The 26,980-nt window shown below is 71.8% G+C and carries 22 protein-coding genes; 10 read left to right on the forward strand and 12 right to left on the reverse strand.

Annotation, left to right across the window (positions count from 1 at the left end; translation table 11 throughout):
• Positions 1–3: 3 nt before the first annotated feature.
• Positions 4–537, reverse strand: coding sequence for a DoxX family protein (locus ACH4VO_RS07395; RefSeq protein WP_360985021.1), 534 nt, complete (start codon positions 535–537; stop codon positions 4–6).
• Positions 538–1,141: 604 nt separating this feature from the next.
• Positions 1,142–1,330: a hypothetical protein gene (locus ACH4VO_RS07400; protein ID WP_360985018.1), complete on the reverse strand. Its 189-nt coding sequence runs from the start codon at positions 1,328–1,330 to the stop codon at positions 1,142–1,144.
• A gap of 199 nt (positions 1,331–1,529) precedes the next feature.
• On the opposite strand from ACH4VO_RS07400, the gene ACH4VO_RS07405 reads away from it, so the two are divergent.
• From ACH4VO_RS07405 to ACH4VO_RS07415, 3 genes are all read left to right on the forward strand, one after another.
• A complete protein-coding gene (locus tag ACH4VO_RS07405; protein ID WP_360985015.1) occupies positions 1,530–2,336 on the forward strand; it encodes a protein phosphatase 2C domain-containing protein in 807 nt (268 codons plus the stop codon).
• Positions 2,336–3,445, forward strand: a complete 1,110-nt coding sequence (locus ACH4VO_RS07410) for a CapA family protein (RefSeq protein ID WP_360985093.1) — start codon at positions 2,336–2,338, stop codon at positions 3,443–3,445. Before ACH4VO_RS07405 ends, ACH4VO_RS07410 begins: the two co-directional genes overlap by 1 nt.
• A 207-nt stretch (positions 3,446–3,652) precedes the next feature.
• Positions 3,653–4,183, forward strand: coding sequence for a GNAT family protein (locus ACH4VO_RS07415; protein WP_360985012.1), 531 nt, complete (start codon positions 3,653–3,655; stop codon positions 4,181–4,183).
• 63 nt (positions 4,184–4,246) lie between these two features.
• Here ACH4VO_RS07415 and ACH4VO_RS07420 read toward each other — a convergent pair whose 3' ends face one another.
• From ACH4VO_RS07420 to ACH4VO_RS07430, 3 genes are all read right to left on the reverse strand, one after another.
• Positions 4,247–6,373 carry a heavy metal translocating P-type ATPase gene (locus tag ACH4VO_RS07420; RefSeq protein ID WP_360985090.1) on the reverse strand — a complete coding sequence of 709 codons (2,127 nt, stop codon included), beginning with the start codon at positions 6,371–6,373 and terminating at the stop codon, positions 4,247–4,249.
• A 449-nt stretch (positions 6,374–6,822) separates the two neighbouring features.
• The gene (locus ACH4VO_RS07425) at positions 6,823–7,854 is read right to left on the reverse strand and encodes an alcohol dehydrogenase catalytic domain-containing protein (protein WP_360985009.1); all 1,032 of its coding nucleotides are present in this window, start codon (positions 7,852–7,854) and stop codon (positions 6,823–6,825) included.
• A 5-nt stretch (positions 7,855–7,859) separates the two neighbouring features.
• The gene (locus ACH4VO_RS07430; protein WP_360985006.1) at positions 7,860–10,568 is read right to left on the reverse strand and encodes a cation-transporting P-type ATPase; all 2,709 of its coding nucleotides are present in this window, start codon (positions 10,566–10,568) and stop codon (positions 7,860–7,862) included.
• Between the two features lie 453 nt (positions 10,569–11,021).
• Here ACH4VO_RS07430 and ACH4VO_RS07435 point away from each other — a divergent pair, with 453 nt between their 5' ends.
• The gene (locus ACH4VO_RS07435) at positions 11,022–11,606 is read left to right on the forward strand and encodes a hypothetical protein (protein WP_360985003.1); all 585 of its coding nucleotides are present in this window, start codon (positions 11,022–11,024) and stop codon (positions 11,604–11,606) included.
• 72 nt (positions 11,607–11,678) lie between these two features.
• Positions 11,679–12,362 carry a CBS domain-containing protein gene (locus ACH4VO_RS07440; RefSeq protein WP_360985000.1) on the forward strand — a complete coding sequence of 228 codons (684 nt, stop codon included), beginning with the start codon at positions 11,679–11,681 and terminating at the stop codon, positions 12,360–12,362.
• A gap of 70 nt (positions 12,363–12,432) precedes the next feature.
• Here ACH4VO_RS07440 and ACH4VO_RS07445 read toward each other — a convergent pair whose 3' ends face one another.
• Complete coding sequence (locus ACH4VO_RS07445; protein ID WP_360984997.1) at positions 12,433–13,326, reverse strand: universal stress protein; 894 nt, start codon at positions 13,324–13,326, stop codon at positions 12,433–12,435.
• A gap of 285 nt (positions 13,327–13,611) precedes the next feature.
• Between ACH4VO_RS07445 and ACH4VO_RS07450 the strand changes: the two genes are divergently transcribed.
• From ACH4VO_RS07450 to ACH4VO_RS07460, 3 genes are read left to right on the forward strand one after another with little or no spacing between them, the layout of a single operon-like run.
• Complete coding sequence (locus ACH4VO_RS07450; RefSeq protein ID WP_360985087.1) at positions 13,612–14,973, forward strand: nicotinate phosphoribosyltransferase; 1,362 nt, start codon at positions 13,612–13,614, stop codon at positions 14,971–14,973.
• 53 nt (positions 14,974–15,026) lie between these two features.
• Positions 15,027–15,932, forward strand: coding sequence for a universal stress protein (locus ACH4VO_RS07455; RefSeq protein ID WP_360984994.1), 906 nt, complete (start codon positions 15,027–15,029; stop codon positions 15,930–15,932).
• Positions 15,932–16,930, forward strand: coding sequence for an Acg family FMN-binding oxidoreductase (locus tag ACH4VO_RS07460; protein WP_360984991.1), 999 nt, complete (start codon positions 15,932–15,934; stop codon positions 16,928–16,930). The genes ACH4VO_RS07455 and ACH4VO_RS07460 overlap by 1 nt, the downstream gene beginning before the upstream one ends.
• A gap of 15 nt (positions 16,931–16,945) precedes the next feature.
• Here ACH4VO_RS07460 and ACH4VO_RS07465 read toward each other — a convergent pair whose 3' ends face one another.
• From ACH4VO_RS07465 to ACH4VO_RS07475, 3 genes are all read right to left on the reverse strand, one after another.
• On the reverse strand, positions 16,946–17,629 hold the full coding sequence (locus ACH4VO_RS07465; protein WP_360984988.1) for a pyridoxamine 5'-phosphate oxidase family protein: 684 nt from the start codon (positions 17,627–17,629) through the stop codon (positions 16,946–16,948).
• A 261-nt stretch (positions 17,630–17,890) separates the two neighbouring features.
• The gene (gene ppdK, locus ACH4VO_RS07470; RefSeq protein WP_360984985.1) at positions 17,891–20,584 is read right to left on the reverse strand and encodes a pyruvate, phosphate dikinase; all 2,694 of its coding nucleotides are present in this window, start codon (positions 20,582–20,584) and stop codon (positions 17,891–17,893) included.
• A gap of 63 nt (positions 20,585–20,647) precedes the next feature.
• A complete protein-coding gene (locus ACH4VO_RS07475) occupies positions 20,648–21,523 on the reverse strand; it encodes a universal stress protein (protein WP_360984982.1) in 876 nt (291 codons plus the stop codon).
• A gap of 272 nt (positions 21,524–21,795) precedes the next feature.
• Between ACH4VO_RS07475 and ACH4VO_RS07480 the strand changes: the two genes are divergently transcribed.
• Positions 21,796–22,254, forward strand: a complete 459-nt coding sequence (locus ACH4VO_RS07480; RefSeq protein WP_360984979.1) for a universal stress protein — start codon at positions 21,796–21,798, stop codon at positions 22,252–22,254.
• 110 nt (positions 22,255–22,364) lie between these two features.
• Here the strand turns inward: ACH4VO_RS07480 and ACH4VO_RS07485 are convergent, their stop codons facing one another.
• The 3 genes from ACH4VO_RS07485 to ACH4VO_RS07495 all read right to left on the reverse strand — a co-directional run bounded on the left by ACH4VO_RS07485 (position 22,365) and on the right by ACH4VO_RS07495 (position 25,996).
• Positions 22,365–23,036, reverse strand: a complete 672-nt coding sequence (locus tag ACH4VO_RS07485) for a CBS domain-containing protein (RefSeq protein WP_360984976.1) — start codon at positions 23,034–23,036, stop codon at positions 22,365–22,367.
• The gene (locus tag ACH4VO_RS07490) at positions 23,033–23,947 is read right to left on the reverse strand and encodes a universal stress protein (protein WP_360984973.1); all 915 of its coding nucleotides are present in this window, start codon (positions 23,945–23,947) and stop codon (positions 23,033–23,035) included. The genes ACH4VO_RS07485 and ACH4VO_RS07490 overlap by 4 nt, the downstream gene beginning before the upstream one ends.
• A 306-nt stretch (positions 23,948–24,253) precedes the next feature.
• On the reverse strand, positions 24,254–25,996 hold the full coding sequence (locus ACH4VO_RS07495; protein ID WP_360984970.1) for a GAF domain-containing sensor histidine kinase: 1,743 nt from the start codon (positions 25,994–25,996) through the stop codon (positions 24,254–24,256).
• Positions 25,997–26,189: 193 nt separating this feature from the next.
• Between ACH4VO_RS07495 and ACH4VO_RS07500 the strand changes: the two genes are divergently transcribed.
• Entirely contained in the window at positions 26,190–26,888 is a 699-nt protein-coding gene (locus ACH4VO_RS07500; RefSeq protein ID WP_360984967.1) for a response regulator transcription factor, read from the forward strand.
• Positions 26,889–26,980: the final 92 nt, after the last annotated feature.

A 26,980-nucleotide genomic window follows, 5' to 3' on the forward strand; every position in this document is an offset into this window, starting at 1 on the left:
GTCTCAGACGCCCAGCTTGGCCCGGACCCCGCCGGCCACCGCCGCGGGACGTGCGGTGGCCCGGACCGAACGGCGCACCACGCGCGCGTCGTGCCGCAGGCCCCGGGCGGCGTGGCGGCTGCGCCACAGCAGCGACGGGGCGCCACCCGTGTCGCCGGCCGCGATCAGCAGACCGCCCAGCATGGACACGTTCTTGAGGAAGTGGATGCGCTGCTGGACCCGGTCGGAGGGGTCCTCCGCCTCCCAGAAGCGGTGGCCGGCCAGCGTGGTCGGCACCAGCGTCACGGCGAGGGCGAGCGCGGACAGCCGGGGCAGGCGGCCGAGCCCGAGCAGGACACCGCCCACCACCTGGACGGCACCGTTGATCCGAACGAGGTGTTCGGTGCGGTCCGGCAGCACCGCCACGCGGTCGGCGACCGGCCGGACGACCGATTCCGCCGCCGGGGCCACGGCCTCGGGACTGCGCAGGGAGTTCATGCCGCCTGCGACGAACATCGAGGCGAGCATCGGGCGGCCGGCGAAACGCAGAAGACTCATGGCGCTGCCTCCAGGATGAGCGGAAGGTGATCAAGGGTGCGGTGTCTGATCGATCCATCATCGGGTGCCCCGCGAACCCGGCGCCATTCGGCGCCGAGGACCCCGAAGGCCCGTCGGCGTGCGGGGGGACGCGCGCGACGCACGTGTGCCCGCCCCACCGCAGGCACGGGGAAGCGGTGGGGAGGACGACCCGCGGGATGACCGGCGGCGACGGTGAGCCCGTCGGGTACGTACGGTTGCGGTCACCGCTCCGGGACAGCCCAGGCCACTTCGCCGCGTACCCCGGCCCCTCGACCGCGGCCCCTCCGTTGACGACGATGAGGCCATCCCCGGCGCGGGCGCGTGGTTCCAGCCCTCGGCCGTACGGCCGCGGACCGCAGCACCCGGCGCCCGACAACCGGCAGCCGGCAGTCGACGCCGCGAGCGGCGGGAGTGTGCCGGGTCCCGAGGATCCCCGCACCGCGGCGCCCGGCGGTGGGATGCGCCTCACCGCCCGATCTCCCTGATCCTGCGTCAGGTGACCGCTGCCGGTCCGGCGCCGACGGCATCGGCCCACGGAGTCGGTCACCGTGGCGCGGGTCACGGCCTGCCGCGGCGCCGGTGGTCAGTCGCTGTCCGGGTGCGCCTGGGTCCGCAGCGCCCACGCACTGCCCGGGCAACCCGACGGCAGGGGCGGGAACCGGTGTCCCTTCACATCTGTGCTCCAGTGGTGCGCGGCACCGCAGTCACACTCGTAGATCCCGCTGTCCGGCACGATCTCTCCGGGATGCCACGACGTCTTCTCCTCACTCATGCCACCTGTCTACGACCATCCGGGTCGGCCCGCTACCCGGGCGACCGGTCCGGCAAGCCGATCGGCCGGTAGCCGGGCGGGAACGGCCGGACAGCGGGCAGGGCGGTCGCCGGCCACGGGCTCCGAGTGGGCCGGACGCGGCGCGCCGCGCGAGAATGGTGGTACGGAACACGCCCGCCGTGCGGAGAGGCGGCCGAACATGCCGTTCATCACGGTCACCGCCCTGAGCCACCCGGGGCTCATGCGCGATCACAACGAGGACAGTCTGGCCGCCGGTCCGTGGACGCTGTGCGGAACGGTGACCGAGAACCCTCAGACACTCGGGTTCCCGCTCGGTTCGCCGCTGGTCGTCGCGGTCACCGACGGCATGGGAGGGCAGCCCGCCGGTGAGGTGGCGAGCAGCATCGTAGTCCGCCGGCTGGCAGCGCTGGGCCCCGTACTGGACAGCGAGCAGGCCGTCCGGGACGCGCTGGACGTGTGCAATCAGGCTGTGTACGCGGCCGCCGGGCGCGACCCCGACCTCACCGGCATGGGGACGACGGTGGCGGGTGTCGTGGTCCTGGCTCGAGAGGTCCTCGTCTTCAACGTCGGTGACAGCCGCGTGCTCGACGCGCCCGCCACGCACGCGGGGTTGCGCAGGATCAGTGTCGACGACAGCCCTCCGGCGGCACCGGGCCGGCGCACCACGTCGGTCGTCACGCAGGCGCTCGGCGGTGCCTCACCGTTCAGCGCGATCACACCGCACGTCAGCACGGAGCCGCTCACCACGGGAGAGCGCTACCTCGTGTGCACCGACGGCCTGACCGACCCGGTGCCCGAGGACGTACTCGACACCGTGCTGCGCGCCCACGACGGCGGCCATGCGGCCTTCCGGCTGTGGAAGTCCGCCATCGACGCCGGCGGCCCCGACAACATCACCCTGGCCCTGATCGACGTCATCGACAACGCGAGCAGCCTGTCGGGCGGCGACGCCGACGGCCCGGCACCTTCCGGAGGGCGGGCGTGATCACGCTGGCCTTCTGCGGTGACGTCATGCTCGGCCGTGGCGTGGACCAGATCCTTCCGCACCCCGACGACCCGGAGCTGCACGAGAGTTACGTACGCGATGCCCGGGAGTATGTCCGCCTCGCGGAGAGGGAGAACGGGCCGGTCCCGCATCCCGTCGGCTTCGAGTGGCCCTGGGGGGACGCGTTGCAGGTGCTGGACGCGGCAGCACCCGACGCGCGCGTCATCAACCTGGAGACCGCTGTCACCCGCAGCGACTCGTTCGCCCCCGGGAAGGAGATCCACTACCGGATGCATCCCGCCAACCTTCCCTCTCTGGCCGCCGCCCGCCCTGATGTCTGCGTCCTGGCCAACAACCACACCCTGGACTTCGGCCGTCCCGGTCTGGCGGAGACCCTCGACTCACTCTCCGCCGCCCGGCTGCGGACGGCCGGCGCGGGCCGGGACGCCACCGCGGCGCGCCTCCCGGCGCTCGTCCCCCTCGCCGGAGACCGCCGTCTGCTGGTGTTCGCCTTCGGCATGCCGTCAAGCGGCGTCCCGCGGGACTGGGCGGCGACCGGGGACCGCAGTGGCGTGAGCTTCGTGGCCGGCCCGCACGACGCCGCCGCGGCCCACGTGGCGGAACAGGTGCGGCGGACGAAGCGCGCGGGCGACATCGCGGTGGTCTCGGTCCACTGGGGTACCAACTGGGGTTACCGCCTGCCCCAGGAGCAGGTCGCCCTCGCCCATGCCCTGGTCGATGCCGGAGCGGACGTCGTCCACGGCCACTCCTCCCACCACCCCCGCCCCCTGGAGACGTACCGTGGCAAGCTCGTCCTGCACGGCTGCGGCGACCTGATCAACGACTACGAAGGCATCACCGGTTACGAGCACTACCGCGACGACCTGCGGCTCCTCTACCTCGTCTCCCTCGAACCCGGCACCGGCAGACTCGCAGAGGTACGCATCGCCCCCTTCCAGGCCCGGCGCATGCGCTTGCACCACGCCTCGGCCCCGGACTCCCGATGGCTGCGGACGCTCCTGGACCGGCTCGCCGTGGGATTCCGGCCCTGTCTCGTCACGGAGCCGCAGGACTCGCGGGGAGGCACCCTGACACTCCGGGCGGCGTGACGGCCGGCCCCCGGCCGGTCTCCGGTTGCTCCTCGTGTACCGGAGGCGGTCTCCCGTACGAACTCCTGCGCCCCGGGGGCCGCGGACCGCGGGCGAGCCGTGACCACGGGACGGTTCGGCCGGGTTGAGCCCCCGGAGCGGTGCTCCTGCCTGCCTGCTTGCCTAGGCTGGCCGTCCCAGCCGACGCACCGCGATGAGGACTTAGCCATGCGCAGCACGACCACCAGGATCCGCCTGATCGAGCCCACCGACGCCGCGACGATCGCCGCGCACAGGGTGCGGGACGTCGAGGCCTTCCGGCGGTGGGAACCGGCGCAGCCCGCCGGGTTCTTCACCCCCGAGGGCCAGGCGAAGCGGATCGACGGTCTGCTGGCCGGACACCGCGCCGGTACGGCCTGGCCGGGCGTGGTGCTCGCCGACGACCAGGTTGTCGGGCAGGTCACCGTCGGAGGCATACTGCCGCAGCCGCACCTGCGCCGCGCCTCCGTCGGATACTGGATCACCGGGCTCGCCCAGAACCAGGGGCACGCGGGGCGCGCCGTCGCTCTGGCCCTCCGGGTGATGGAGGAGGAACTCGGGCTGCACCGCGTCGAAGCCTCCACCCACCTGGAGAATCTGCCGTCGCAGCGGGTGCTGCGCCGTAACGGGTTCAGCCCGTACGGCGTCGCTCACTCCTCGATCCTTCTCGACGGGAGCTGGCGCGACGGCCTGCTGTGGGAGCGGCTCCTCGGCGACTGACGGGGCACGGCGGTGTTGGCCGGCGCCCGCCACCCCGCCGTACGGAACGTCGAGGCCGCGCCCCTACGGCGCGAGCGAGAAGTAGTTCTCCTCCTCCTGGATGAAGTGCAGCCGCAGGACGCTGTGCAGACCGTAGAGGCAGGCGCGCAGGTCGTCGAGCTGTTCCGGGCGGAGGTGCCCTTCGGTGTCGACGAGTTCGAGATGGGTGCTGATGCGGTGGGCGAGGCGGTGGATCTCGGTGTGGGCGCGGCTCATGGTGGCGGTGGCTTCAGGGCCGCCGAGCGCGTGGCCCAGGGCCGGGTAGAGCTGCTCCTCCTCGGCACGTTCGTGTGGGAGCAGGCGTTCGGTCAGGAGCCGGTCGACGCGTCGGACCGTGTCCAGAACCGCCGGGTCGCCGGTGCCGGTGAGCTGGTCGGCGGACTCGCGGATAGCCTCGAGGACCTCCCGCAAGTCGGTGTGCTCCGCGGCGAAGCGCTGGATCATCTGTTCGGTGGCCGGCCCGACGGCGACCTGAGCGGTGCGTCCGAGCCGAAGCGCACGCAGTGCGTTGAGGATGACGGCGACGTCGATGGCTTCCTGGAGCAGGGCGCCGGCGGCTGGGGGCAGCAGGCCGAACGCGGCGGCGCCCATCGCTCCCAGGGACAGTGCCATGCCGCTCAGTGCGCTCTGGACAGCGATGGCCCGCGCGCGAACGGCGATGGCGGCGGCGTCGGCGAGGCGGTCGACACGGTCGGTGGTCAGGACGATGTCGGCGGCCTCGGAGGAGGCGCTGGAGCCGTGTGCCCCCATGGCGACCCCGACATGGGCGGCGGCGAGGGCGGGGGCGTCGTTGACGCCGTCTCCGACCATGACGGTGACCGCCTTCGCGCCCTCGCTGCGGACGGCGGCGACCTTGTCGGCCGGGCTCTGGCGGGAGAACACGTCGTCCAGGCCGAGCACGGCCGCGACTTCACGGGCCGGCTCGGGCCGGTCCCCGGTGAGCATGAGCAGACGCTGGAAACCCACCCCGCGCAGGCGCCTCAGGGCGCGCGGGGCGTCGGTGCGCAACGGGTCGCGCAGCAGGACCGCCCCGACGAGCGCGTCGTCCACGGTGATCCAGGCCACGGCGGCACCGTCCAGCGTGGCGCGGTTGTCGGCGGCGCGCGCCCAGTCCGGCAGCGCCGCGTCCTCGTGCTTGCCGACGCCGACCACGCTGGTACCGATCCGTCCGGTCGCGCCCCGCCCCGGCTCTTCCGCGACGTCGCGCACCGCGTGGAGGGTCAGGTGACGCGCGTGGGCCTCGTCGGTGAGGGCGCGCGCGAGGACGTGAGGGGAGTACTGGTCGACGGAGGCGGCCAGGGCCAGCATCTCGTCGGGAGTTCGGCCGGGAGCGGTGGCGATGTCGATGACGCCCGGGCGGCCGGTTGTCAGGGTGCCGGTCTTGTCGAGCACGAGGGTGCGGGCGCGTCCGAGGGTCTCCAGCGCGGCACCGTCGCGGATCACCACGCCCTGGCGGGCGGCACGCGAAAGGCCGGAGACGATCGCGACCGGGGCCGCGAGCAGGAGGGGGCAGGGCGTGGCCACCACCAGGACCGCCACCGCCCGCACGGCCGACCCGCTGACCAGCCATGCGAGACCGGCCACGGCCAGCGACAGCGGCAGGAACCAGGCGGCGTAGCGGTCGGCCAGCCGGATGACCGGGGCACTCTCCGCGCCGGCCTGACGCGCCAGGCGGACGATCTCCGCGTACGTGCTGTCCTGCTCGGTCGCACCGGCCCGCAGTTCGAAGGCGGTGCCGGCGTTGACACCACCGCTGCGGACCGTCCGGCCCGCAGTGCGTTCGACGTGGACGGACTCGCCGGTCAGTACGGACTCGTCGAGAACGGCTGTGCCGCCCTCGACGCGCCCGTCGACCGGTACGACCTCGCCGGGGCCGACGATCAGCAGGTCACCCACCTGGACCTCGGAGAGCGGCACGAGGCGGACCTCGCCCGCGGTGCGGCGGCGAGCGGTTCGCGGGGCGTGCTCCAGAAGGTGACTCAGGTCGTGCGAGGCACGCCGTTCGGCTGTGGCGTCCAGCCAGCGGCCGGTGGCGAGCATCAGGGCGATCAACGCTCCGGCCAGGTATTCACCCGTGGCCAGGGTGCCGGCCAGCGCGAGGACGGCGATCAGGTCCACCCCGGCCCGCCGCCGACGCAGCGCGCCGATCATCCAGGCCACGGACGGCACGATCGCCGCGCCGGTGCCCACGGCCCAGATCACGTCCGCGAGGTCGTGGGCACCGGCCAGCCAGGACACGCCGCCCGCTGTCAGAGCCGCGGCCGTCACCGCGAGCAGCACCGGCTCCGGTGACCACCGGAGCGTGGTCGCTGGCGTCTTCACTCGCTCACCGCCCGTCCCTTGCGACGCTCCCCGCCCCTTACCACCATCGGCTGTCCGGCGCGCCCGGGCCAGTCGGTGCCGTCGTGTCCGGCGGACCCGCGGGTACGGCGGCGGATGTCCTGTACGCACCGGCGCGGTCGAACCCCTCCGTGCCGGTGGGAGGCCACTGGCGGCAGTGCCTCCCCACGCTCCCCAGGACGGAGAGGCGTGCCCCACCGGTCCGCAGGCCAGGACTCCCCTCGCGTCCGTTCGCCCCGGGCGGCTGTCACCGCACCTGCCTACGCCGGCTGCAGCAGTGTCTTCAACGCTCCGTCGTCAGCAGCGGTGGAGAGAAGCTCGTACGCGCGACCGGTCTCGGCGAGATCGAGTCTCCGGGTGACGATCCGCGACAGGCGCTCCAGCCGGTCGGGCGCGAGGGACTCCAGGAGCCAGTGCGTGGACGACGTGTCGACCTGGCCGATACTGATCGTGACGTTCTTGTGCCACAGCTCTTCCAGATGCAGGGTGACCGACGTGCCGTGCATACCTATGTTCGCGATGTGCCCACCCGAACGGACCGCCCGCGTACACAGCGTGAAACTGTCCGGGGTTCCCGCCGCGTCGATGACCACATCGGCCCCGGGACCTTCCGAGAGGTCCGCGATCAGTTGCCCCGGGAGTTCCGCGGCGTCGGCGCCCAGGTCGGCGGCGATCTCCAGCCGACGGGACGACAGGTCGACCGCTATGACCCTGGCCGGGGTGTAGAGCCCCGCGATGATCAGAGCGGCCACGCCGACGGGCCCGGCCCCGACCACGGCGACCGTGGTTCCGGGCCCGACCTTTCCGTTGCGTACCCCGAGTTCGAAGGCGGCGGGCAGGACTTCCGAGAACAGGACCGCGGTGCTCTCGGCCATGGCGTAGGGCAGTTTGTGCGTCGAGTGGTCGGCAAAGGGGATCCGGGCGAACTCCGCTTGTGTGCCGTTCACTTCGTGTCCGAGGAGCCACCCTCCCCCGTGCGCGCACCGGCCGTACGTGCCTTCCTTGCACGGTACGCAGCGGCCGCAGGCGGAGATGGACGACACGATCACCTCGTCCCCCGGGGCCACGGCATGTACTTCCGGTCCGACCTCCACGATCTCGCCGACAGCCTCGTGCCCCAGGACCGTGCCGGGCTTCACGTCCGCGGTGTCCCCGCGCAGCGTGCGAAGATCACCCGTACACACAGAGGTCGCCGTCACCCGCACGAGCGCGTCGGTCGGCTGCTCGACGGCCGGATCGCCGATGGACTCCCAGCGGCCTTGGCCTGGACCGTGGTAAACGAATGCGTGCACCGTACTCACCTCTCTGAAGCCTGTTGACCGTGGACCCTCCGTCGCCGGGCGCGGCGCAGTTCGTCGGTCCCCCACACCACGAACGGGAAGGACATGATGATCAGAAGCACGTCGGGGGGCAGCGCGTCGGTACCGAACAGACTCTGCAGCGGCGGCAGATAGATCAGGGCGCCGGTGAAGCCGAGCTCGAAGGCGATGCCCCACAGCAGGAGTGGATTGGTCCACAGGCCGATGGCCCGCAGGGACGCGTGGTCCGTCCGGGCGGCGAAAGCCGTGCCCACCTGGCACATCACGATGCCCGCGAAGGTGCCGGTGGTGGCGGTCACGTACGCTCCGTGCAGCTCGCTCCCCGAGGCGGTGGGACTGCCGGGATGCCAGCCCGCGCGCCACAGGACGTAGAAGAAGGCCCCCATGGAAAGAGCCGCGGAAACCACCCCCAGATACCCCCAGCTGCGAATCAGCATGTCCCGGGAGATGACGCCCTGGGTGCTCTCCCGCGGCGGTCTGCTCATGACTCCGGGCTCGGCCTTCTCCCGTCCCAGCGCCAGGGCGGGCAAGGTCTCGGTCCCCAGGTCCACGGCGAGTATCTGGAGGACGGTCAGGGGCAGCGGAACGGCGCCGCCGGACAGAGCGAAGACAGCGAAGGGCACCACCTCGGGCACCAGATGGGCGAAGATGTAGACGATGAACTTACGGACGTTGTCGTACACGCGCCGGCCCGACTCGACCGCCGTGACGATGGTGGCGAAGTTGTCGTCCGTGAGCACCATGGTGGCGGCCTCACGGGCCACGTCGGTCCCGGAGAGCCCCATGGCGACGCCTATGTGGGCGCGGTGGAGTGCGGGAGCGTCGTTGACACCGTCGCCCGTCATCGCGACGATCCGGCCGTGATGACGCAGGGTGTCCGCGATCCGCAGCTTGGTCTCGGGCGACGAGCGGGCGAAGACCGTCTCCGCGCTGCTCTCCGGTCCGAGCAGTTCGTCGAGTTGCTGTTCGGTGAGTCCTTCCGCCTCGGCCGCCACCCGTAGTTCCGGCCGGCCGATGCCGACCTGGCGGGCCACCGCCGCCGCGGTCGAGCCGTTGTCACCCGTGACGATGTGAACCCGGAGTCCGGCGTCGTGGCACCGGCCCACCGCCGCGGCCACCTCCGGGCGGGGAGGATCGTACAGACCGACCAGTCCCTGGACCTCCAGCTCGGATTCCGCCTCCTCCCGGCCGAGCGGCAGGGCGCCGGGCGAGAACGCGCGGGTGGCGACCGCCAGGACGCGCATACCCCCGCGTGCCATGTCCTCGGCCGCCGCCCGTGCCGTGCGGACGACCTCTTCGGAACGCGCACCTCCGCTGCCGGTGGCTCGGGCCAGTACGGCCTCGGGCGCGCCCTTGGTGATGAGGAGGAACCGGTCGTCCGGGCCGGGCAGCGAGGTGAGGACGCTCATCAACCGGAGCCGTGGGTCGAACCGGTACAACGCCCGCCTGCGCTCGTCCCGCTCGCCGAGGTCCGGGCCGGCCCCCAGGGCCGTGGCTCCGTCGACCAGCGCCGTTTCCGTACCGTCGCCGTGCAGCACGCCTTCGGCGTCCCGGCTGACCGTCGTGCAGTTCGCCGTCAGGCGCATCAGGTTCTGCGCGTCCGCTCCCGTCCCCGTCCCGGACTGCGGGGTCCACAGGCGCTGCATCCGCATTCTGTTCTGGGTCAGGGTGCCCGTCTTGTCCGTACAGATGACGTTGGTGGATCCCAGGGTTTCCACCGCGCTGAGCCGCTTGACGACGGCGCCCTGCCGCGCCAGTGCGCGTACGCCCACCGCCAGAGCCAGCGTGATGATGGGCAGGAGTCCCTCGGGTACGTTCGCCACGAGCAGCCCGATGGCGAACGTGAGCGCGTCGGAGAGGGGCAGCCCCACCGCGACGCCGACGACGAGGAACACCGCACCCATCACGACGGCTGCCGCGGCGATGAACCAGGCCACCCTCTTGACCTGGTGCTCCAGGGGACTCTGCTCCCGGTGCGTGCGCTGGCTGAGCGCCGCGATGCGGCCCAGTTCCGTCCGGCTTCCGGTGGCGTAGACGATGCCCCGGGCCCGGCCACCGGTGCACGTCGTACCGCTGAACACCAGATCCGGTTCCTGCAGCAGCGGCACATCCTGTACTGCTGGGCTCGCCACCCTTTCCGCAGGCGCCGACTCCCCCGTGAGCATCGACAGATCGGCTTGTATGCCGCCCTCCGTCAGCCGGGCGTCGGCGGGGACCTTGTTCCCCTCGTCGAGGATGACGAGGTCTCCCGGTACGAGGGTGCGCGCCTCGACGCTCTGCTCCCGACCGTCCCGGACCACCTCGGCGTGCTCGGGCAGGTAACGGGCGAGCGTCTCCACCGCGCGTTCGGCCTGCCGCTCCTGCATCAGGGCGAAGCCCGCGTTCACCATGATCACAGCGATGATGGCCCAGCCCAGCACCGCGATTCCGGCCAGGAAGGCCAGGAGGGAGGCCGCCCAGAGCAGGAGGGCGAGCGGATGTGCCAACTGCCGGACGAGTTCCCGCCCGATGGACGACTCCGACTTGACCGGGACCTCGTTGGCTCCGTACACGGCCAGTCGCCGAGCCGCCTCCCTGCTGGACAGCCCCCGGTCGTCGGTGCCCAGCTCCTCGCGGAGCCTGGGCAGGGACTCGCGGGGATCGGGCTCCCTCTCCGCGGTAGGGCTCGGCTCCCGGCCGTGCGCCATGCGCCACCTCCGGACGTGCGTCGTCAGGCTCGCGCCGGCCCCCGGTCGGCCGCGGCCGAAGGGGCCGGCGGGCTCGGGCCCGGCCGTGGGGACTCACAGCCGCTGCGCCGTCGTAGGCCTCGGACCCTCCAGTCTCGGGAGGCGTCCACTCCCGTGCGAGAGACATACGGGGTAACCGACCGGGTCGTTCGGTCCCTTCCCGGACGACGACCCGGCGGTCCAGCGGCGACGAGGGACCGTTCGGCCCCCTCGGATGCATCGGACGGCCCTTCGACGTCTCCCGGTGAACGCCCACACTGGACAGCGGAGCCCGGCGCCTCGCGGGGAGCGGACGGAACAAACGCAGTCCGGGGAACGCGGGTCCGATGGACGGCCACCGGCACCGTCGGGTTCCGGGGAGCAGGTCAGGGATCGGTTCAGCGATCGGAGCATGGTCAGAAGGACTGGGAGCCCATGCGCGGAGTGATGTGGCACTGCGGACGGAATGCCCACCCCCTGCGTCGGCGCGTCGACGTCCTCGAGGCACGCCTGCTGCTCGTCCTGTGCCTCCTGGTGTTCGGATGTGGCTCGGTGTTCGGCGTGACGAAGGGCTGGGCGGCCTACGACCACGAACGGTCGGTGGCCGCGGAACAGCGCGCCACGCGCCATCCCGTCCGGGCCCTGGTCCTCCGGGACGCTCCCGGATCCGCGCCGTGGGCGGACGAGTCGGGCCGCACGGAGAAGGTGCTGGTACCGGTCCGCTGGACGAATTCCTCCGGGGCCGCCACCACGGGAAGGGCCCTGGTGGCCCCCGGCACCCGACGCGGGGAGCACACCACTCTCTGGGTGGACCGGCGAGGCAGCACCACCTCCGCTCCGTCCGGGGGCCGGGACGCCTGGACCGGAGCGCTGACGGCGGGGCTGAGCGGCGCGGCCGTCGTCGCGGGCGCCGGAGCCGTGGCCGGTGTCGGTGTCCACCGGGTGTGCAACCGGCGCCGCGCGGTCAACTGGGAAACCGAGTGGAGCAGAGTGGAACCGGAGTGGAGCCGCCGTGTCTGAAGCACGTCCCGCGAACCCGGACGACGCGGTAACCAGCCCATGTGCCCATGCGCTGTACCGAAGGAGCCGAAGATGACGACCTCGCCTCACACCGTGAGCGACCTCATGACGCACACTGCCATTGCTGTCGGCAGCCGGGCCTCGTACAAGGACATCGTCAGACTCCTGGACGAGTGGAAGGTGAGCGCCCTGCCGGTGCTCGCCGGCGAAGGGCGTGTCGTAGGGGTGGTGTCGGAAGCGGACCTCCTGCCCAAGGAGGAGAACCGTCCCGACGAGACCTCCGCCCCCGGCGACCGGCCGTTCGCCGACGTCTCCAAGGCCGACGCCCTCTACGCGGAACAGCTCATGTCCAGCCCGGCCGTCACGGTGCACGCGGACGCGACGGTGACCGAAGCGGCCCGGATCATGGCACGACGGCAGGTGAAGCGCCTGCCGGTGGTGGACAGTGGCGGACTGCTGCAGGGGATCATCAGCAGAGCCGACCTTCTCAAGGTGTTCCTGCGGTCGGACGAGGACATCGCCGACGAGACACTCGCGGTCCTGGGCGAAATCTCCGCAGCCGCCGATATGGCCGTTCACGTCGAGGACGGAGTGGTCACCCTGGGAGGCAGTCTGTCCGATCGGTCCCTGGTCCCGCTGATCGCTCGTGCCGTGCGGGCGGTGGAAGGCGTCGTGGACATACGCCTCGATCTTCTCGGCCACCGTGAGGATCCCCCGGTGGAACGCGGTGAGCGGGGCGGGGGAGGCGAAGTGTAAGGGGCGGAGGGCGGGGGGAGCCGGCACCTCGGGACGCCGGAGCGGGCCATCCCCGGCCCGCTCGCCGCGCTCAGGACGCTTCGCCGGGCACGGTGATCACCGGACACTCGGCCCGGTGCAGGAGTCCGTGGACCACCGACCCGAGCCGCATGCCTGTGTACCCTCCGCGGCCGCGCCGTCCGACGATGACCGCGTGCGCGGTCGACGACGCACGGGCGAGCTCCTCCACCGGATGTCCCCGACGCACCTCCTGCGTCAGCCGCACGTCCGGGTACCGGTCGGACCACCCGGCGAGCACCTCGGCGAGGAGGCGCGTACGCTCCTCCGACTCGGCTCCTCCCTCGCCGAGCGAGACGGTGGGCCGGGTCCCGCCGAAGACGGTGGGCCGAGGCCACACCCACACCGCGTGTACGGACGCCTTCCGCACGTCAGCCTCCTCGAACGTGAATCTCACGGCCTCCTGCGAGGAGGCGCTGCCGTCCACACCGACGACCAGGTAAGGAGGGTGCTGCGCCGTGTGCTCGGGTGCCCGCACGACGACCACGGGGCAGTTCGCCTGGGCGCTGAGCGGCGCGGCCACCGACCGGGTGCTGAGCAGCTCAGCCGGGCGGCTGAGCCGCCGCGAGCCGACGACGATCATGGGGGTGCGGCCGGTCGCGCGCCGGCCGAGTACCACCGCCGGCTGCCCGTCGACGAGTTCGGTCACCACGTGGGCGTGGGGGCTGAGCCGGAAGATCGTCTCACCGGCGGCGGCAAGCGCCTCCCGCCCCTGCGCCTGGAGGAACATGCGGTGCGGCGTCGCGTCCACGTGCTGAGTGTCATGCAGGAGCGGGACCGCCAGGACGAGCCGCAGAGGCAGGTTCCTGCGGTCGGCCTCGTCAGCCGCCCAGGCGAGCGTGGGGACCGACGGGTCGCTCGGATCGATGCCTACCACGATGTGCTGATCCGCGAACGGCTGCGTCATCGTTCCTCCTCAACCGAGCACCGGGGGCGGCGTCCCCACCGGACACCCCTCCGGGCCGGGTACGCCACGTCTCCACTCCACGCTCCTGTCCGCGGTGCCGCGCGCGGAAGGGGCACGGCGGCCCCTCCCGGGGGCCGAAGGTCCCCGGGAGCCACACGGCTCAGCTGCCCGAAGTGCCCCACTCGGCCCTTTACGCGACCGGAACCCCGCGGAACCCTGATAGTGCACGGAACCCCCGGCCTGGACGGCACACCGTGACCCGGGCGAGAAGAGGTGATGAGCGCCGTGTCGCACGTCACGACCACGGACCTGTACGAGGTGTCGATGGCTCTCTCCTACCTGCGGGAAGGTATGACCCGCAACGCCACGTTCAGCCTGTTCGTACGCGATCTGCCTCCGGGACGCGGCTTCCTCGTGAGCGCGGGCCTGGAACCGGTCCTCGACTTCCTGACCGATTTCCGCGTCACCCCGGACGACGCGCGGGACTTCGCCGTGGCCCTCGGCTGCGAGCCCCATGACGTGCTGCCGCTGGTCGGTATGGGCTTCGACGGCGAGGTGAGAGCGGTGCCGGAGGGGCGGACGATTCTACCCGGTGAGCCTCTGCTCGAGGTCACCGCCCCGCTGCCCCAGGCGCAGCTCGTGGAGACCTGGCTGCTGAGCCAGGTCAGTCACCAGACGGCCGTCGCGTCCAAGGCGGCACGGTGCGTGAGCGCCGCGGCCGGCCGTCCCGTCATCGATTTCTCCCTGCGCCGCGGACACGGCCCGGCGGCGGGGATGCAGGCGGCCAGGGTGGGGGCGATGGTCGGCTTCGCAGGAACCAGCAACGTCGCCGCGGCCCTCCGGTGGAACATGACCGCCTCCGGCACCATGGCGCACTCGTACGTCGAGGCCTTCGGCGACGAGCAGGCCGCGTTCGAGGCGTTCGCGCGCAGCCGTGCCGGCCCGGTGACCTTCCTGGTGGACACGTACGACACGGCCAGCGGTGTCACGACCGCCGCTCGCGTGCTCCGTGACCTGCGGCGCGGCCCGGGGTCCGCGATCAGACTCGACAGCGGCGATCTCGCGGGCCTCGCACGGCAGTCCCGCGGCATCCTGGACGACGCGGGGCTGCAGGACGTCGCCATCATCGCGAGTGGCGGTCTCGACGAGTACCGCATCGACCGCCTGGTGCGTTCCGGCGCCCCTGTCGACGTGTACGCCGTGGGCACCCGGGTGGGGACCTCGTCCGACGCCCCCTACCTCGACACCGCCTACAAGCTGGTGGAGTACGACGGCCGGCCGATGATGAAGCTCTCGGCCGCCAAGGTGACCGCGCCCGGACGCAAGCAGATCCTTCGCTCCCAGGAGCTGGGAGACGTGATAGCGCTGGCGGACGAGAACGTACGCGCGGACCAGGAACCCCTTCTGCGGACGGTCATGACCGAAGGACGGCGCACCGGGGCGCCCGACACCCTGGCCGCGGCTCACGAGCGGTTCGTCAGCGATCTGGCCGCCCTGCCCCGTTCCGCTCGTGAGATACACCGGCCGGAACCGCCCGTCCCGGCCGTCTCCCCCCGTCTCGCGAAGCTGACGTCCGAGGTCCGGCGCCGCCTGGAGGAGGACGTCGGGGAGCGGCGGGCGGCATGGGACCGCGGAGGAGCACGCTGAGGCCCGACCTCTCCGGTACCCGGACCGGTACCCGGCAACGCGAGGAGACCACCATGGCAGGCAACGTGACGGTAGGACTCAACGGGACGCCGGAGAGCCTCGCGGCCGTGAGATGGGCTGCGCGGGAGGCCGCTCTCAGGCAGCTGCCCCTGCGGATCGTTCATGTCCGCGAGTGGCCCTTCACGCCGGAGATCCCCGTACCTCCCGAGCAGACCGACGAGGACGAGGACACGCTCGGGGAGGCGGCCCGGCTGGCGGAACGGGACCAGCCGGGCCTGGCCGTCACCACGGAGAACCTGTCGGGGCATCGCCCCACCCAGGTGCTCATGGCCGAGGTCGACGCGCCGGGGCGGGTGGACCTGCTGGTCCTCGGTTCGCGCGGGCTCAGTTTCGCCGGCTTCCTCGTCGGTTCCACCTCACTGCCGCTCGCCGCGGCGTCCGGACGACCGGTCGTGCTCGTCCGCCCCCTGACGCCGCGGGAGGAGGAGCGGAACGCCCCTCTCGACACCGACGACGTGCTCGTCGGTGTCGAACTGAAGGATGGGGGCGACCAGGAGGTACTGGAGTTCGGCTTCGCCGAGGCCGCCCTGCGGCGCAGCCGCCTGCGGGTCGTGCACGCCTGGTCCCTGCCGGCCATGTACTCCTACGCCCAGACCGCCGATCCGGGACTCGGGAGCGAACTCGCCGGCCATGTCTCGCGGGATCTGGAGCGCGCCGTCGCTCCCTGGCGGACGCGATTTCCCGACGTGACCGTCGAAACGAAGGCCGTCGTGGGCACGCCCGGTGCCGAACTCGTCTACGCCTCGCCCCATGCCGGGCTGCTGGTTGTCGGCCGGCGTCCGCGTAAACACCTGGGTGGTCCCCGGCTCGGGCACGTGGCGCACGCCGTCATCCATCATGCCGCCTGTCCCGTCGCGGTCGTCCCCGCGCGTGCCCCCTCGTCCGGGAAGGAACACTGATGCCGACTCGACACCCTGATGTGGCGGTGATGACCGCATGGGTCGAGGACGCCACGATGGCACCCTCCATGCACAACGCACAGCCCTGGCGTTTCCGGTACACACCGGCGGTGCACGCACTCGATCTGCGTATGGAAACGGCGCGCTACATGCCCGAGACCGATCCCACCACCCGCGGCATGCACATCAGCTGCGGCGCCGCACTGTTCAACCTCCGGGTGGCCGCCGCCCACACCGGCTGGTCGACGGAGGTCCGCCTGCTGCCCGATCCCGCCGATCCCGAACTGCTCGCCACCGCCGTGTTCACCGAGTCCGACGGACCCGACGCCGAAGCCGCTCTCCACCCGGCGATCACCCGTCGGCGCAGCAGCCGTCAGCCCTTCACGGACGAAGCGATCCCCGACGCCGTGCTCGACAGGCTCAAGAGCGCAGCCCGGTCCGAGGGCGCGGGCATGGCCGTCCTGAGCGACTGGCAGGTCGACGCGGTCCTCGACGTGGTGAAGGAGGCCGAGGAGGACGAGTCCCTGTCCCCTGCCGTCCGCCAGGAGATCGCCCGGTGGACGGGGACCGGCGCCGGCGCGTCCGAGGGGATACCCGATTACGCCTTCGGGCCTCAACGGCACGACGGCAGGGCGCCCGTGAGGGACTTCGCCCTGGGCCGCCCGGTCCCCGGCCGCGGGTCGGCGGTCTTCGAACAGTCCCCCCGCCTCGTCGTGCTCGGAACCTCGGACGACCGCCCGCAGGACTGGCTGCTCGCCGGACAGGCTTTGGAACGGCTTCTGCTCCAGGCCACACTGGACGGACTGTCCACCTCGCTCAATTCTCAGGCCATCGAACGAGCCGAACTGCGGTGGCTGTTGCGGGATCCGGTTTCTCCTTCGGCGACGGCGTTCCCCCAGATGCTGCTCAGGCTGGGATACGGACCCCTCGTCCCGCCGACCCCGCGCCGAGCGGTGAGCGACGTGCTCGAAGTCGAACAGCCTCCGCCGCCCGGCTGACGCGCGGGCCAGGGCTCAGGTGTCGCGGACGACGATGCGGCGTCCCGTCACCCTGTGGGGTGTCACGACGACCCAGCGGTCCCGTTGCCCGCCGGCCCAGGGTGTGGCGGGGCGCGGCAGGGTCTCGAGCCGTTGGACCGTCTCCGGGTCGGTGACCGTGCGTGCCGGGCCCACGAGCAGTACGCTCCATCCGCGGCTGAAGGCCTCGTCGATGTGGTCCACTTCGAAGGCTGTCTCGTGTCCCGCCGCGTGCAGCGGGCCGGAGTCCGGGGCGGTCCGGTAGGCGATCGTTCCCTCGATGGTCACGTAGTTGACCGGGAAGACGGCCGGCCCCCGCTCGCCGGTGACGACCACGCGGCCCACTCCGTGACTGCCGACCAGTCTCCAGCACTCCTCATGGCCGAGCTCCACCAACTCGGGGTGATAGGCCGCTCTGCCCACACCGGGAGGGAGGTCGACCGTGCCACCGGAGAGTTCGTCCACCGTCGTCTCGAGGGCGTTGGCCAGGCGCAGCATGAAGCCCGTCCCGTGGGTTCCCGGCTGCGTCTCCACGTACTCGATGTAGCCAGGTGCGGAGCCGGTGCGGAGTGCGAGATCCTTTCTGGTCAGTCCGAGCTGTTCACGGCGCGCGGCAACCCGTCTGCCGATGTCCCCCACCGCCTCGGGCTCGGTGGGCTCCTTGTGTGACCTGTCGGCCATGACGGTTCACCTTCCTGGTCGAGGGAGGGTCGTGGCGGCTTCCGCACCGCTGCGGAAGGCGCGAGGACCGGGACGCGGACGCGCGGTTGCGCGCTCACGCTAAGGGCTGGCCCGCACTTCCCGGTGGATCAGCGCGCAGCGTCGGACGCGGCGCATCGCGCGGCGGAGGGGGTACCGCACACCGGACGCGCGGGGACGATCCGGCGATGCGGGCGGTGTGGCCCTGGGGTACGGCTCGACGGAGCCGCGTCGTGGCAGCACTCAGTCGCCTTCGCCCTCCGACTCGGGGCGGAGCGCGGCGCGTCCCGCCTCGAGTCGTGCGACGGGGACACGGAAGGGCGAGCACGAGACGTAGTCCAGGCCGGCCCGGTGGAAGTAGTGCACGGACCGGGGGTCCCCTCCATGCTCTCCGCAGACACCGACCGTGAGGCCGGGCCTCTCCACCCGGCCCTCGGACACGGCGATCTCGATGAGCCGCCCCACTCCCTCACGGTCGATCGTCTCGAACGGCGAGACGTCGAAGATGCCCTTGTCCAGGTAGGCGGAGAAGAACGCGGCCTCGACGTCGTCCCGTGAGAATCCCCAGGTGGTCTGGGTCAGGTCGTTCGTCCCGAAGGAGAAGAACTCGGCGCTCCGCGCGATCCGGCCGGCGGTGAGAGCCGCCCTCGGCAGTTCGATCATCGTGCCGACCGGGCAGGCGACGTTCGTACCGGCCTCGGACATCACCGAACCCCATACCCGCTCCACTTCCTCGCGCACGAGGGCGAGCTCTTCCACCGTTCCCACCAGGGGAACCATGATCTCGGGCCGTGGATCTCCGCCGGCCCGTACGCGCGCCACCACCGCTTCGGCCACGGCACGGGTCTGCATCTCCACCAGTCCGGGAACCACCAGGCCGAGCCGTACGCCACGCAGCCCCAGCATGGGGTTGCTCTCGGCCATCCGGGTGACCGCCGCCAGCAGCTTCCTGTCGTACTCCCCGACCGGCTCTCCTCGTTCCTCCCGCAGCGCGGCCTTCACCGCCACGTCCGTGCGATCGGGCAGGAACTCGTGCAGGGGCGGGTCGAGGAGGCGAATGGTCACGGGGGCACCGTCCATCGCCTCGAATATCCCGGTGAAGTCCAGCCGCTGGTGAGGCAGCAGCGCTGCCAGCGCGGTCTTCCGTTCCCCGTCGGTCTGCGCGAGGATCATCGCTTCCACCAGGGGGCGCCTCTCCCCGAGGAACATGTGCTCGGTGCGGCACAGTCCGATGCCCTGCGCCCCGAATCGCCGGGCCCGGGCCGCTTCCTCGGGCGTGTCGGCGTTGGCCCGCACCTCCAGCCGACGTGCGGCGTCAGCCTGTGTGAGCATCCGGTGCACGTCCCTGACCACCTGGGGAGAGTCGTCGTCAGGCGTCGGGGAGCCTGACTCGAGGTGGTGCATGACGGTGGACTCCACCAGCGGTGCCGCCCCGAGGTACACGACGCCCTCCGAACCGTCGACGGAGATGACCGTCCCTTCGCGCACCGTGCCGCTCGCCGTGAGGAACCGGTGTTCCTCCACGGTGAGGCCGTCGGCCCCGCAGACACACACCGTGCCCAGGCCGCGCGCCACCACTGCGGCGTGGCTGGTCTTTCCTCCGCGGCTCGTCAGCACCGCCTCGGCCGCCATCATGCCCGGCAGGTCGTCGGGGCTCGTCTCCTGGCGGACCAGCACCACCTTCTCGCCCTCGGCGGACCGGCGGACGGCCTCGGCGGAGTCGAACACCGCGGCTCCCACCGCGGCTCCCGGCGAGGCGGGGATGCCCCGCGCCAGCACCTCGGTGGTGGCGGACGTGGCGAATCGGGGGAACATCAGCCGGGACAGCCCTTCCCCGTCCACCCGGAGCAGCGCCTCCTCCATGGTGATCAGGCCCTCCTGTGCCAACTGCACGGCTATCGCGAAGGCCGCACGGGAGGTGCGTTTTCCGACTCGGGTCTGCAGAAGCCAGAGCGTTCCGCGCTCGATGGTGAATTCGATGTCGCACAGATCCCGGTAGTGGGCTTCCAACCGCCGCATGTACGCGAGCAGCAGGGCGAAGGAGCCGGGGTCGGTCCGCTCCAGTTCCTGTACGGGCACGGCGTCCCGCACGCCCGACACGACGTCCTCACCCTGGGCGTTGGCGAGGTAGTCGCCGTAGACGCCCGGCCGCCCGGAAGCGGGATCACGGGTGAAGGCGACACCGCTGCCGGAGTCGGGGCCGAGGTTCCCGAACACCATGGCCTGAACGGTGACCGCCGTGCCCAGATGGCCGGGAATGTGTTCGCGGCGTCGGTAGAGGCGCGCTCTGTCCCCGTTCCAGGAGGCGAACACGGCGCGGATCGCACGGCGGAGCTGTTCGGTGGGTTCCTGGGGGAACGCCTCTCCCGTGCTCTCCTCTATCAGGTCCTTGTACTGCTGGACGAGCCTGACGAGTCCGGGTGTGTCCAGACGGGTGTCGTCGGCCGCGCCGCACTCCTCCTTGAGGCGGGCGAGGGCGTCCTCGAAGCGTGTGCCGTCGACGCCCATCACCGTGCTGCCGAACATCTGCACGAGGCGTCGATAGGAGTCCCAGGCGAACCGTTCACTGCCGGCGGCCCGGGCCAGTGCGAGGACGGAGTGATCGTTCAGTCCGATGTCGAGGATGGTTTCCATCATGCCCGGCATGGAGTACCGGGCGCCTGAGCGGACGGAGAGCAGGAGCGGGTCGAGGTCCTGCCCGAGGCGCCGGCCGGCGGAACGCTCGAGCGCGGCAAGGTGCTCGTGGACCTGCCGGTCGAGTTCTCCGGGCATCCGGCCCGTCTCCAGGTACTCCCGGCAGGCCTCGGTGGTCACCGTGAAGCCGGGAGGCACGGGCAACCCCATCCGGACCATCTCGGCCAGGTTGGCCCCCTTGCCGCCGAGCAGACCTGCCATGTCCTTGCTGCCCTCGGCGAAGTCGTACGCGTACGTGGTCATGGAGTGCACCCGCCGTCTCTCGAGGTGGTCACGGCCGGTCCGCCGGAGTCCGCGGCGTGCCGGTCATCCGTGCGGAACGACCACCACCGGCGCCGCCGTGTGGTGCAGTACGGAGTGGACGACCGGACCCACATGGCCGCCCAGACGTGAGGCACGTTGCCGCAGACCCACGACGACCAGCCTCGCTCCGGGCGACGAGTCGACCAGGATCTGCGCCGGATGCCCCTGGACGCACTCACGGCTCACGCGTACTCCTGGATCGGCCGCGGTCCACGGTGCCAGCGCCGCGTCCAGCTCCTTCCGTCGCGCCTCCGCCGTCTCGTCCATGAGCACGGGCACCACATCTGTCGTTCCCGGCCCGTACATCGGCGGCAGGGACCAGCTGTGGACCACCCGCAGTCCGCATCCGTACCGCTCGGCGGCGGCGAAGGCGAAAGCGAGGTGGTCCTCCCGGCCCGTCCCCGGAAGATCCAGCCCGACGATCACGTCACCGGCCGATGACGGCGGGGCGGAGCCGTCCGGGGGTCCGGCCCGGACCAGGACGAGGGGACACCGGACCCGGGCCAGCACCGCCAGGGAGACGGAGCCGACGACGAAACCCTTGACGCTGCCGAGTCCACGGGAGCCGAGGACCAGGATCTCGGAACGGTCGCTGACCGCCCTCAGCTCCTCCACGGGCGCGCCGGGTCTCTGCTCTGTCTCGATCCGCAGATCCGGATGGTTCCGTCGCACCTGCCCGGCCGTCTCGTCCAGCAGCGCTTCGGCCGATCGCCGCCTCGTTTCGAGGTCGGCGTAATGGGCCGCGGAAGGGTCGTCGTCCCTCCATACGTGTACGAGGCGGAGGGGACATCCGCGGATCAGGGCCTCGCCGGCTGCCCAGTCTGCAGCCGCGAGACCCTCACGGGAGCCGTCGATTCCGGCCGTGACGATGCGGGACATGGTGCGCTCCTCACGAGAACAGTTCCTCCCTCAAGGTGTACCGAATCCCGCGGCCCTCAGAAGGGGCCGGACGGGCCCGGGCACGGACCGGTCGGCCCCGCCGCGAGGGGGCCTGCGCACATCGGCCCGGCCTACGGGTCGCGCTCCCGGCTCCGGGTCGCAGGCGCGGCGTGCTCCTGGCCGCCCGGCCGGACGGTGCCTGCCTGACTGGCGCGGCTCTCCGAGCCCGGGCAGGGTGGTCGGGCGGGGTTACCGAGAACGGTGAGGCGGTCATGGACAGCAGCAACAGGGAAACCACCCCTCGTGTCGTGGTGGGTGTCGACGGCTCCGACGCGTCTCGGGAGGCGCTGCGCTGGGCAGCGCGCCACGCCGAGCTCACCGGCGCCGTCGTCGAGGCGGTGTGCGCCTGGGACACCCCGTCCGAGATCGGGTGGGCCGGGCCGGCCACGGAAGCCGGTTTCGACCTGGAACGCGCCCGTCTCCGCTACGCCGAAGGACTCCGCGAGGTGTTCGGCGACAGCGAGCCGACCGAGGTGCGCCAGATGATGGTGCAGGGCGATCCCTCCGAAGTGCTGGTGAGGGCTTCCGAGGGAGCGGAACTGCTCGTGGTCGGCAACAGGGGGCGCGGCGGCTTCGCCCGGGCCATGCTGGGCTCCGTCAGCCAGCGATGTGCTCAGCACGCCAAGTGCCCCGTGGTCGTGGTGCGGGCGACGACCACGGGTGGCCACTGACGCCCTTCGCGCCGCCGACGCCCTTCGCGCCGCCCCGCCCGCGGCCGCACACCGAGGCCCGCGCGGGACGGGCCGTCACGCGGCCCGTGGGACGGTGCCGGGCTCGGGGGTCATGGGGCCGCCGTAGCGGTGGGCTCCGGTCCGGTGAGGTGGCACTGCACGTCCACGACGCCCTCCACCGCCCTCGCCAGCCGTTCGGCGACGGGGATCAGGCCGCCGTCGCGGACGTTTCCCGCGAGGGACACGCGGCCCTCGGTCACATCGACGCTGATGCCCCGGTGCGACACGGGGAAGAGACGCTGGACGACTTCCCGCCGCACTTCTTCGGCAAGGTCCGCGTCCGTCCGCAGAAACACCTTCAGCAGGTCGGCCCGGCTCACGATGCCTTTGAGAACACCGTGCTCGTCGACGACCGGAAGCCGCTTGAGCGTGTGCTGGGCCATGAGCCGGGCGGCTTCGGGAAGAGTGGCGTCCACGGAGACGGTGACTGCGGGAGAGGACATCAGGTCCCGCGCGGTGACGGCCCCGGCCTTGGCGTAGTCCGCCAGGCGCTGCTTCTGGCCGATCATGGTCGAGTCCTGGCCGCGCAGTTCCTCCTTCACCAGCAGATCCGCTTCGGACACCACCCCCACCACCCGGCCCTCGCCCTCCAGCACGGGCACAGCGGTGACCTGCCACTGCTCGATGGTGGTCACGATCTCCTTGAAGAGTGCGTCGAGACCAACCGCGACGACCGTCCGCGTCATCACGTCATCCACGCGGTGGGGCGACCGGTGACTCATGGCCCTGTCCCTTCCGATGTGCTCGTGCCGCTGCGCGGGATGACGGCTACGGGGCAGGCGGCGTGGTGCAGGACGGCGTGAGCGACCCTGCCGAGTTGCATGCCGACCCGGCTGTGCCGCCGCTGTGCTCCGACGACGAGCAGGTCGGCCACCGCGGAGCGTGTGACGAGTACCTTCCGCGCGGCCCCCTCCGCGGTGACGCGCCGCACCCGCACATCGGGATGTGCGGACACCGCCGCGGCCAGAGCCTCGTCGAGCAGGGCGGATGCCTTCTCCTCGTGACGGTGTGCGGGCTCGCCGGTCAGGAGCGGATGGTCGGCCGTCTCCTGGGACGGGCAGCGCCACGCGTGCAGCACGTCCAGCCCGCACCCCCGCAGCCGGGCCTCCGCGAAGGCGAATCGCACGGCCTCGGAGTCGATGTCGCCCTCGCCGACGCCGAGCAGGATCCGTTCGTGCGCCCTTCCCAGGCCCGCCTTGTCGCCCCGCACGACGACGGCGGGGCAGCGGGCTCTCGCAGCGACGGCGAAACTGACCGAGCCCAGGAGCATCCCGGTGAACTCGCCCCGTCCTCGGGAGCCGGTCACGAGTGCGAAGGCGTTGTCACCTTCTCTGAGCAGCGCGTCGACGGCGTCCTCATGAGGTACGTCCGTCGTCACGTGCACCTCCGGCGTACGCCGGCGTATGCGTTCCTCGATGGAGCCGACGATGTTCTCGGCCATCACCTGCCCGTCCGGACGGGACAGCCGGGTCGCGAGCGCTGCTCCCTCGTAGCGCTGCCACAGAGCGGCGTACACCACGCGCAGGGGCACACCGTGGAGCAGCGCTTCGTCCGCCGCCCACTCGGCGGCGGCGAGGCTGGGCTCACTCCCGTCGACACCGACAACCAGAGGAGGAAAAGCCATGGTCCTCATCGTCCTTTCCGCTCACGGTGTCCGCTTCCACCACCGTTCCATCGGCTTCGCGCCCGTCCCAGGGCCGACCGGGCCCCTACGGTGCCCGGTCGGCCTCGCGCCGGAGACCGACCGGCGGGGGCCACGGCCGCGCTCCCCGCACGCCGCTGCCGGAGACCGCGGGCCACGGACCTCCGGGCGCCCGGATCACCACATGGCCCGCCCCCAGGGATTCCGCCTGCCGGGGCGCAACCTGAACGGCGGCCTGGTGCGGGATCCGCGCGGGCCGCCCGTCCGGCGGAAGATCCCGAGGGCCACCCTGGGCAGTCAGCTTCCGGGCTCAGCATCCGGGTGGTCATCCATGGGTCGTGTACGCGCGCCCTCCGAGGCCAGGGGCACGGCCCAGGTCAGTCGGGTGCCACCGCCGTCGGGGACTCCGATCTCCAGGGTTCCCCCTGCCGCCCGGGCACGCTCGTCCAGGTTGCGCAGCCCGCTGAACTCCGCGTCTGCCGGGATTCCCACGCCGTCGTCGGTGACCGTCAGCGTGAGCCGGTCAGGAGTGACGCGCAGATGTACGTCGACCCGGTCCGCCCGCGCGTGCCGTGCGGCGTTGCTCAACGCCTCGGCGAGTACCGCCACCGCGTGATCGGCCGTGGCCGCCGGAACGCGGGTGTCGGCGAGCCCTTCGACCCGCAGCGCGGGCGCGAAGCCCAGAGGCGCAGCGGACGCTTCGGCCGTCTGGGCGAACCGGCAGCGCAGACCCTGCGGGCCCGTATCGGCGGTCCCGTGGGTGCGGAGGCCGAAGATGGTGGAACGGATGATCTTGATCGTGGTGTCCAGGTCGTCCACCGCCCTGCGGAGCCGCTGCTCCGCCTGCGGATGGGTCACGAACCGCTGTGCGCTCTGGAGCGTCATGCCGGTGGCGAACAACCTCTGGATCGCCAGGTCGTGCAGATCCCGGGCGATGCGGTCCCGTTCCTCCAGCAGCACCGTCCGTTCCGCTTCCCTCCGGCGCTCGGCCAGTTCCATGGCCAACGAGGCCTGACGGGCGAACGCCCGCAGGGGCTGGGCTTCTTCGGAGGAGAAGGGATTGCCCTCCTTGTTCCTGATGAGCAGCAGGACGCCTCGCGCGACGTCTCCCGACCCGACGGGGACCGCCACAGCCGGCCCGTACCCACACCATCGCGCGACGTCCTGCGCGCTTCGCGGATCATTCTCGATGTCGGGGCTTTCCGACAGCCCGGCGTGCGTGAAGGCGGAGCCGAGATAGCCCCCGTGCCTGGGCACGATGGCCCCATGATGCCGTTCCGCCCCGTCCCCGGTCGCCAGAGCGATACGCAGCTTGCCCGACCCCTCCACGGGAACCGCGATCATGCCCAGGTCCGCGGAGACGTTCGCACGGGCGCGCTCGAGGATCAGGGCCAGCACCTCGGCGCGAGGGCTGCCGGAGAGCAGACTGTTCGTGACTTCGGAGCCGGCCGCCAGCCAGCTGCTACGGCGACGGGACTCCTCGTAGAGCCGTGATTTCTCGACGGCGATGCCCGCAGCCCCGGCCAGGGTCATCAGAACGGACTCGTCCTCCGCGTCGAACTCGCCGGAGCCGCGCTTCCCGGTGAGATAGAGGTTGCCGAAGATGTGTCCCCGCACCCGGACGGGGACGCCCACGAAGGAACGCGTCCGGGAACGACCCGGTGAGAGACCGTGCGACGCCGCAGGCTCGGACAGCTCTGCCGGCCGGAGCGGCCCGGGGCGGCGTACCAGTTCCTCCAGGAGCCCGTGTCCCACGGGAAGCGCGCCTGGGACGGCCTCCGGCTCGTCACTCACGCCCACCTGTATGAACTCCGAGAGCCGGTGATCCTCGCCGACCACGGCGAGGACACCGTACCGGGCGTCCACGAGGGCGGTGGCCTCCTCGACGGTGCGCCGCAGCACCTCGGAGAGTTCGAGCTCGCGGTCGACGGACAGAACCGCATCGAGGAGGCCGCGGACCCGGTCCCGGGAGCCGGGGGCGTGGTGCCGGCTCGGCAGCTCGTACGTCCTCGGCTCGGCCTCCGTATCACGTTCGCTCACGAGAGACACCCTCCTGCCACGGCGCGAACAGGCCTCACCCCCACCGTATGGCCGCCGTCGGCAGCCCGCCCGTCCCGGTCGCCGGCCCACCGCGGTCCGCGCGCCGAGCCGGACGCACCACGCGGAGGGATACTGCCCCTGTAAGCGGTCACACCTGGTGTGTGGCGGTGCCTCGATCGGAACAGGGGCGGCGATGACTGATACACCCCTCAGCACTGCTACCGAGAAGGGGCCCACCCGGGTCTTCGTCCTGGACGATCACGAAGTCGTCCGCTGCGGTCTCCGGGACCTGCTGGACTCCGAACCGGACCTCACGGTGGTGGGCGAAGCGGAGTCCGCGCAACAGGCCGTAGCGCGTGGTCCGGCATTGCGGCCCGATGTCGCCGTACTCGACGTCCGGCTGCGGGACGGTGACGGGATCACCGTCTGCAGAGAGCTGCGTGCGCGCATGCCGGGGCTCGCCTGCCTCATGCTGACCTCGTTCGACGAGGAGGAGGCCTTGCTCGACTCCATCATGGCGGGCGCGGCGGGCTACGTCCTCAAGGAGATCAAGGGCGCCGACCTCGTGGCGGCCGTCCGGACGGTGGCCACCGGAAAGTCGATGCTGGACCCGGCGACCACGGCTCGGCTCATGCGCTCGCTGCGTTTTCCCGCGTCGGCGGCCTCTCAGGGGGACGGGGAGTTGTCCATGCTGTCCGATCGGGAACGGGCGGTACTGGACCTCGTGGGCGAGGGTTTCACGAACCGGCAGATCAGCAAGAAGCTCTATCTCTCCGAGAAGACGGTCAAGAACCACATCTCCCGTGTTCTGGCGAAGCTGGGAGTGGAGCGCCGGGTCCAGGCGGCGGTCATCGCGACCCAGGCGCACGACCGTGAGCAGTCGGGCCGCTGACGCCCGCACCGACTCCCCGTACCGGGCCGGCTCCCCGTACCGGGCCGGCTCCCCATACCGGGCCGGCTCCCCATACCGGGCCGGCTCCCCGT

The organism is Streptomyces sp. NPDC020780, from assembly GCF_044334475.1.
In the GTDB taxonomy this organism is placed as follows: Bacteria; Actinomycetota; Actinomycetes; order Streptomycetales; family Streptomycetaceae; genus Streptomyces.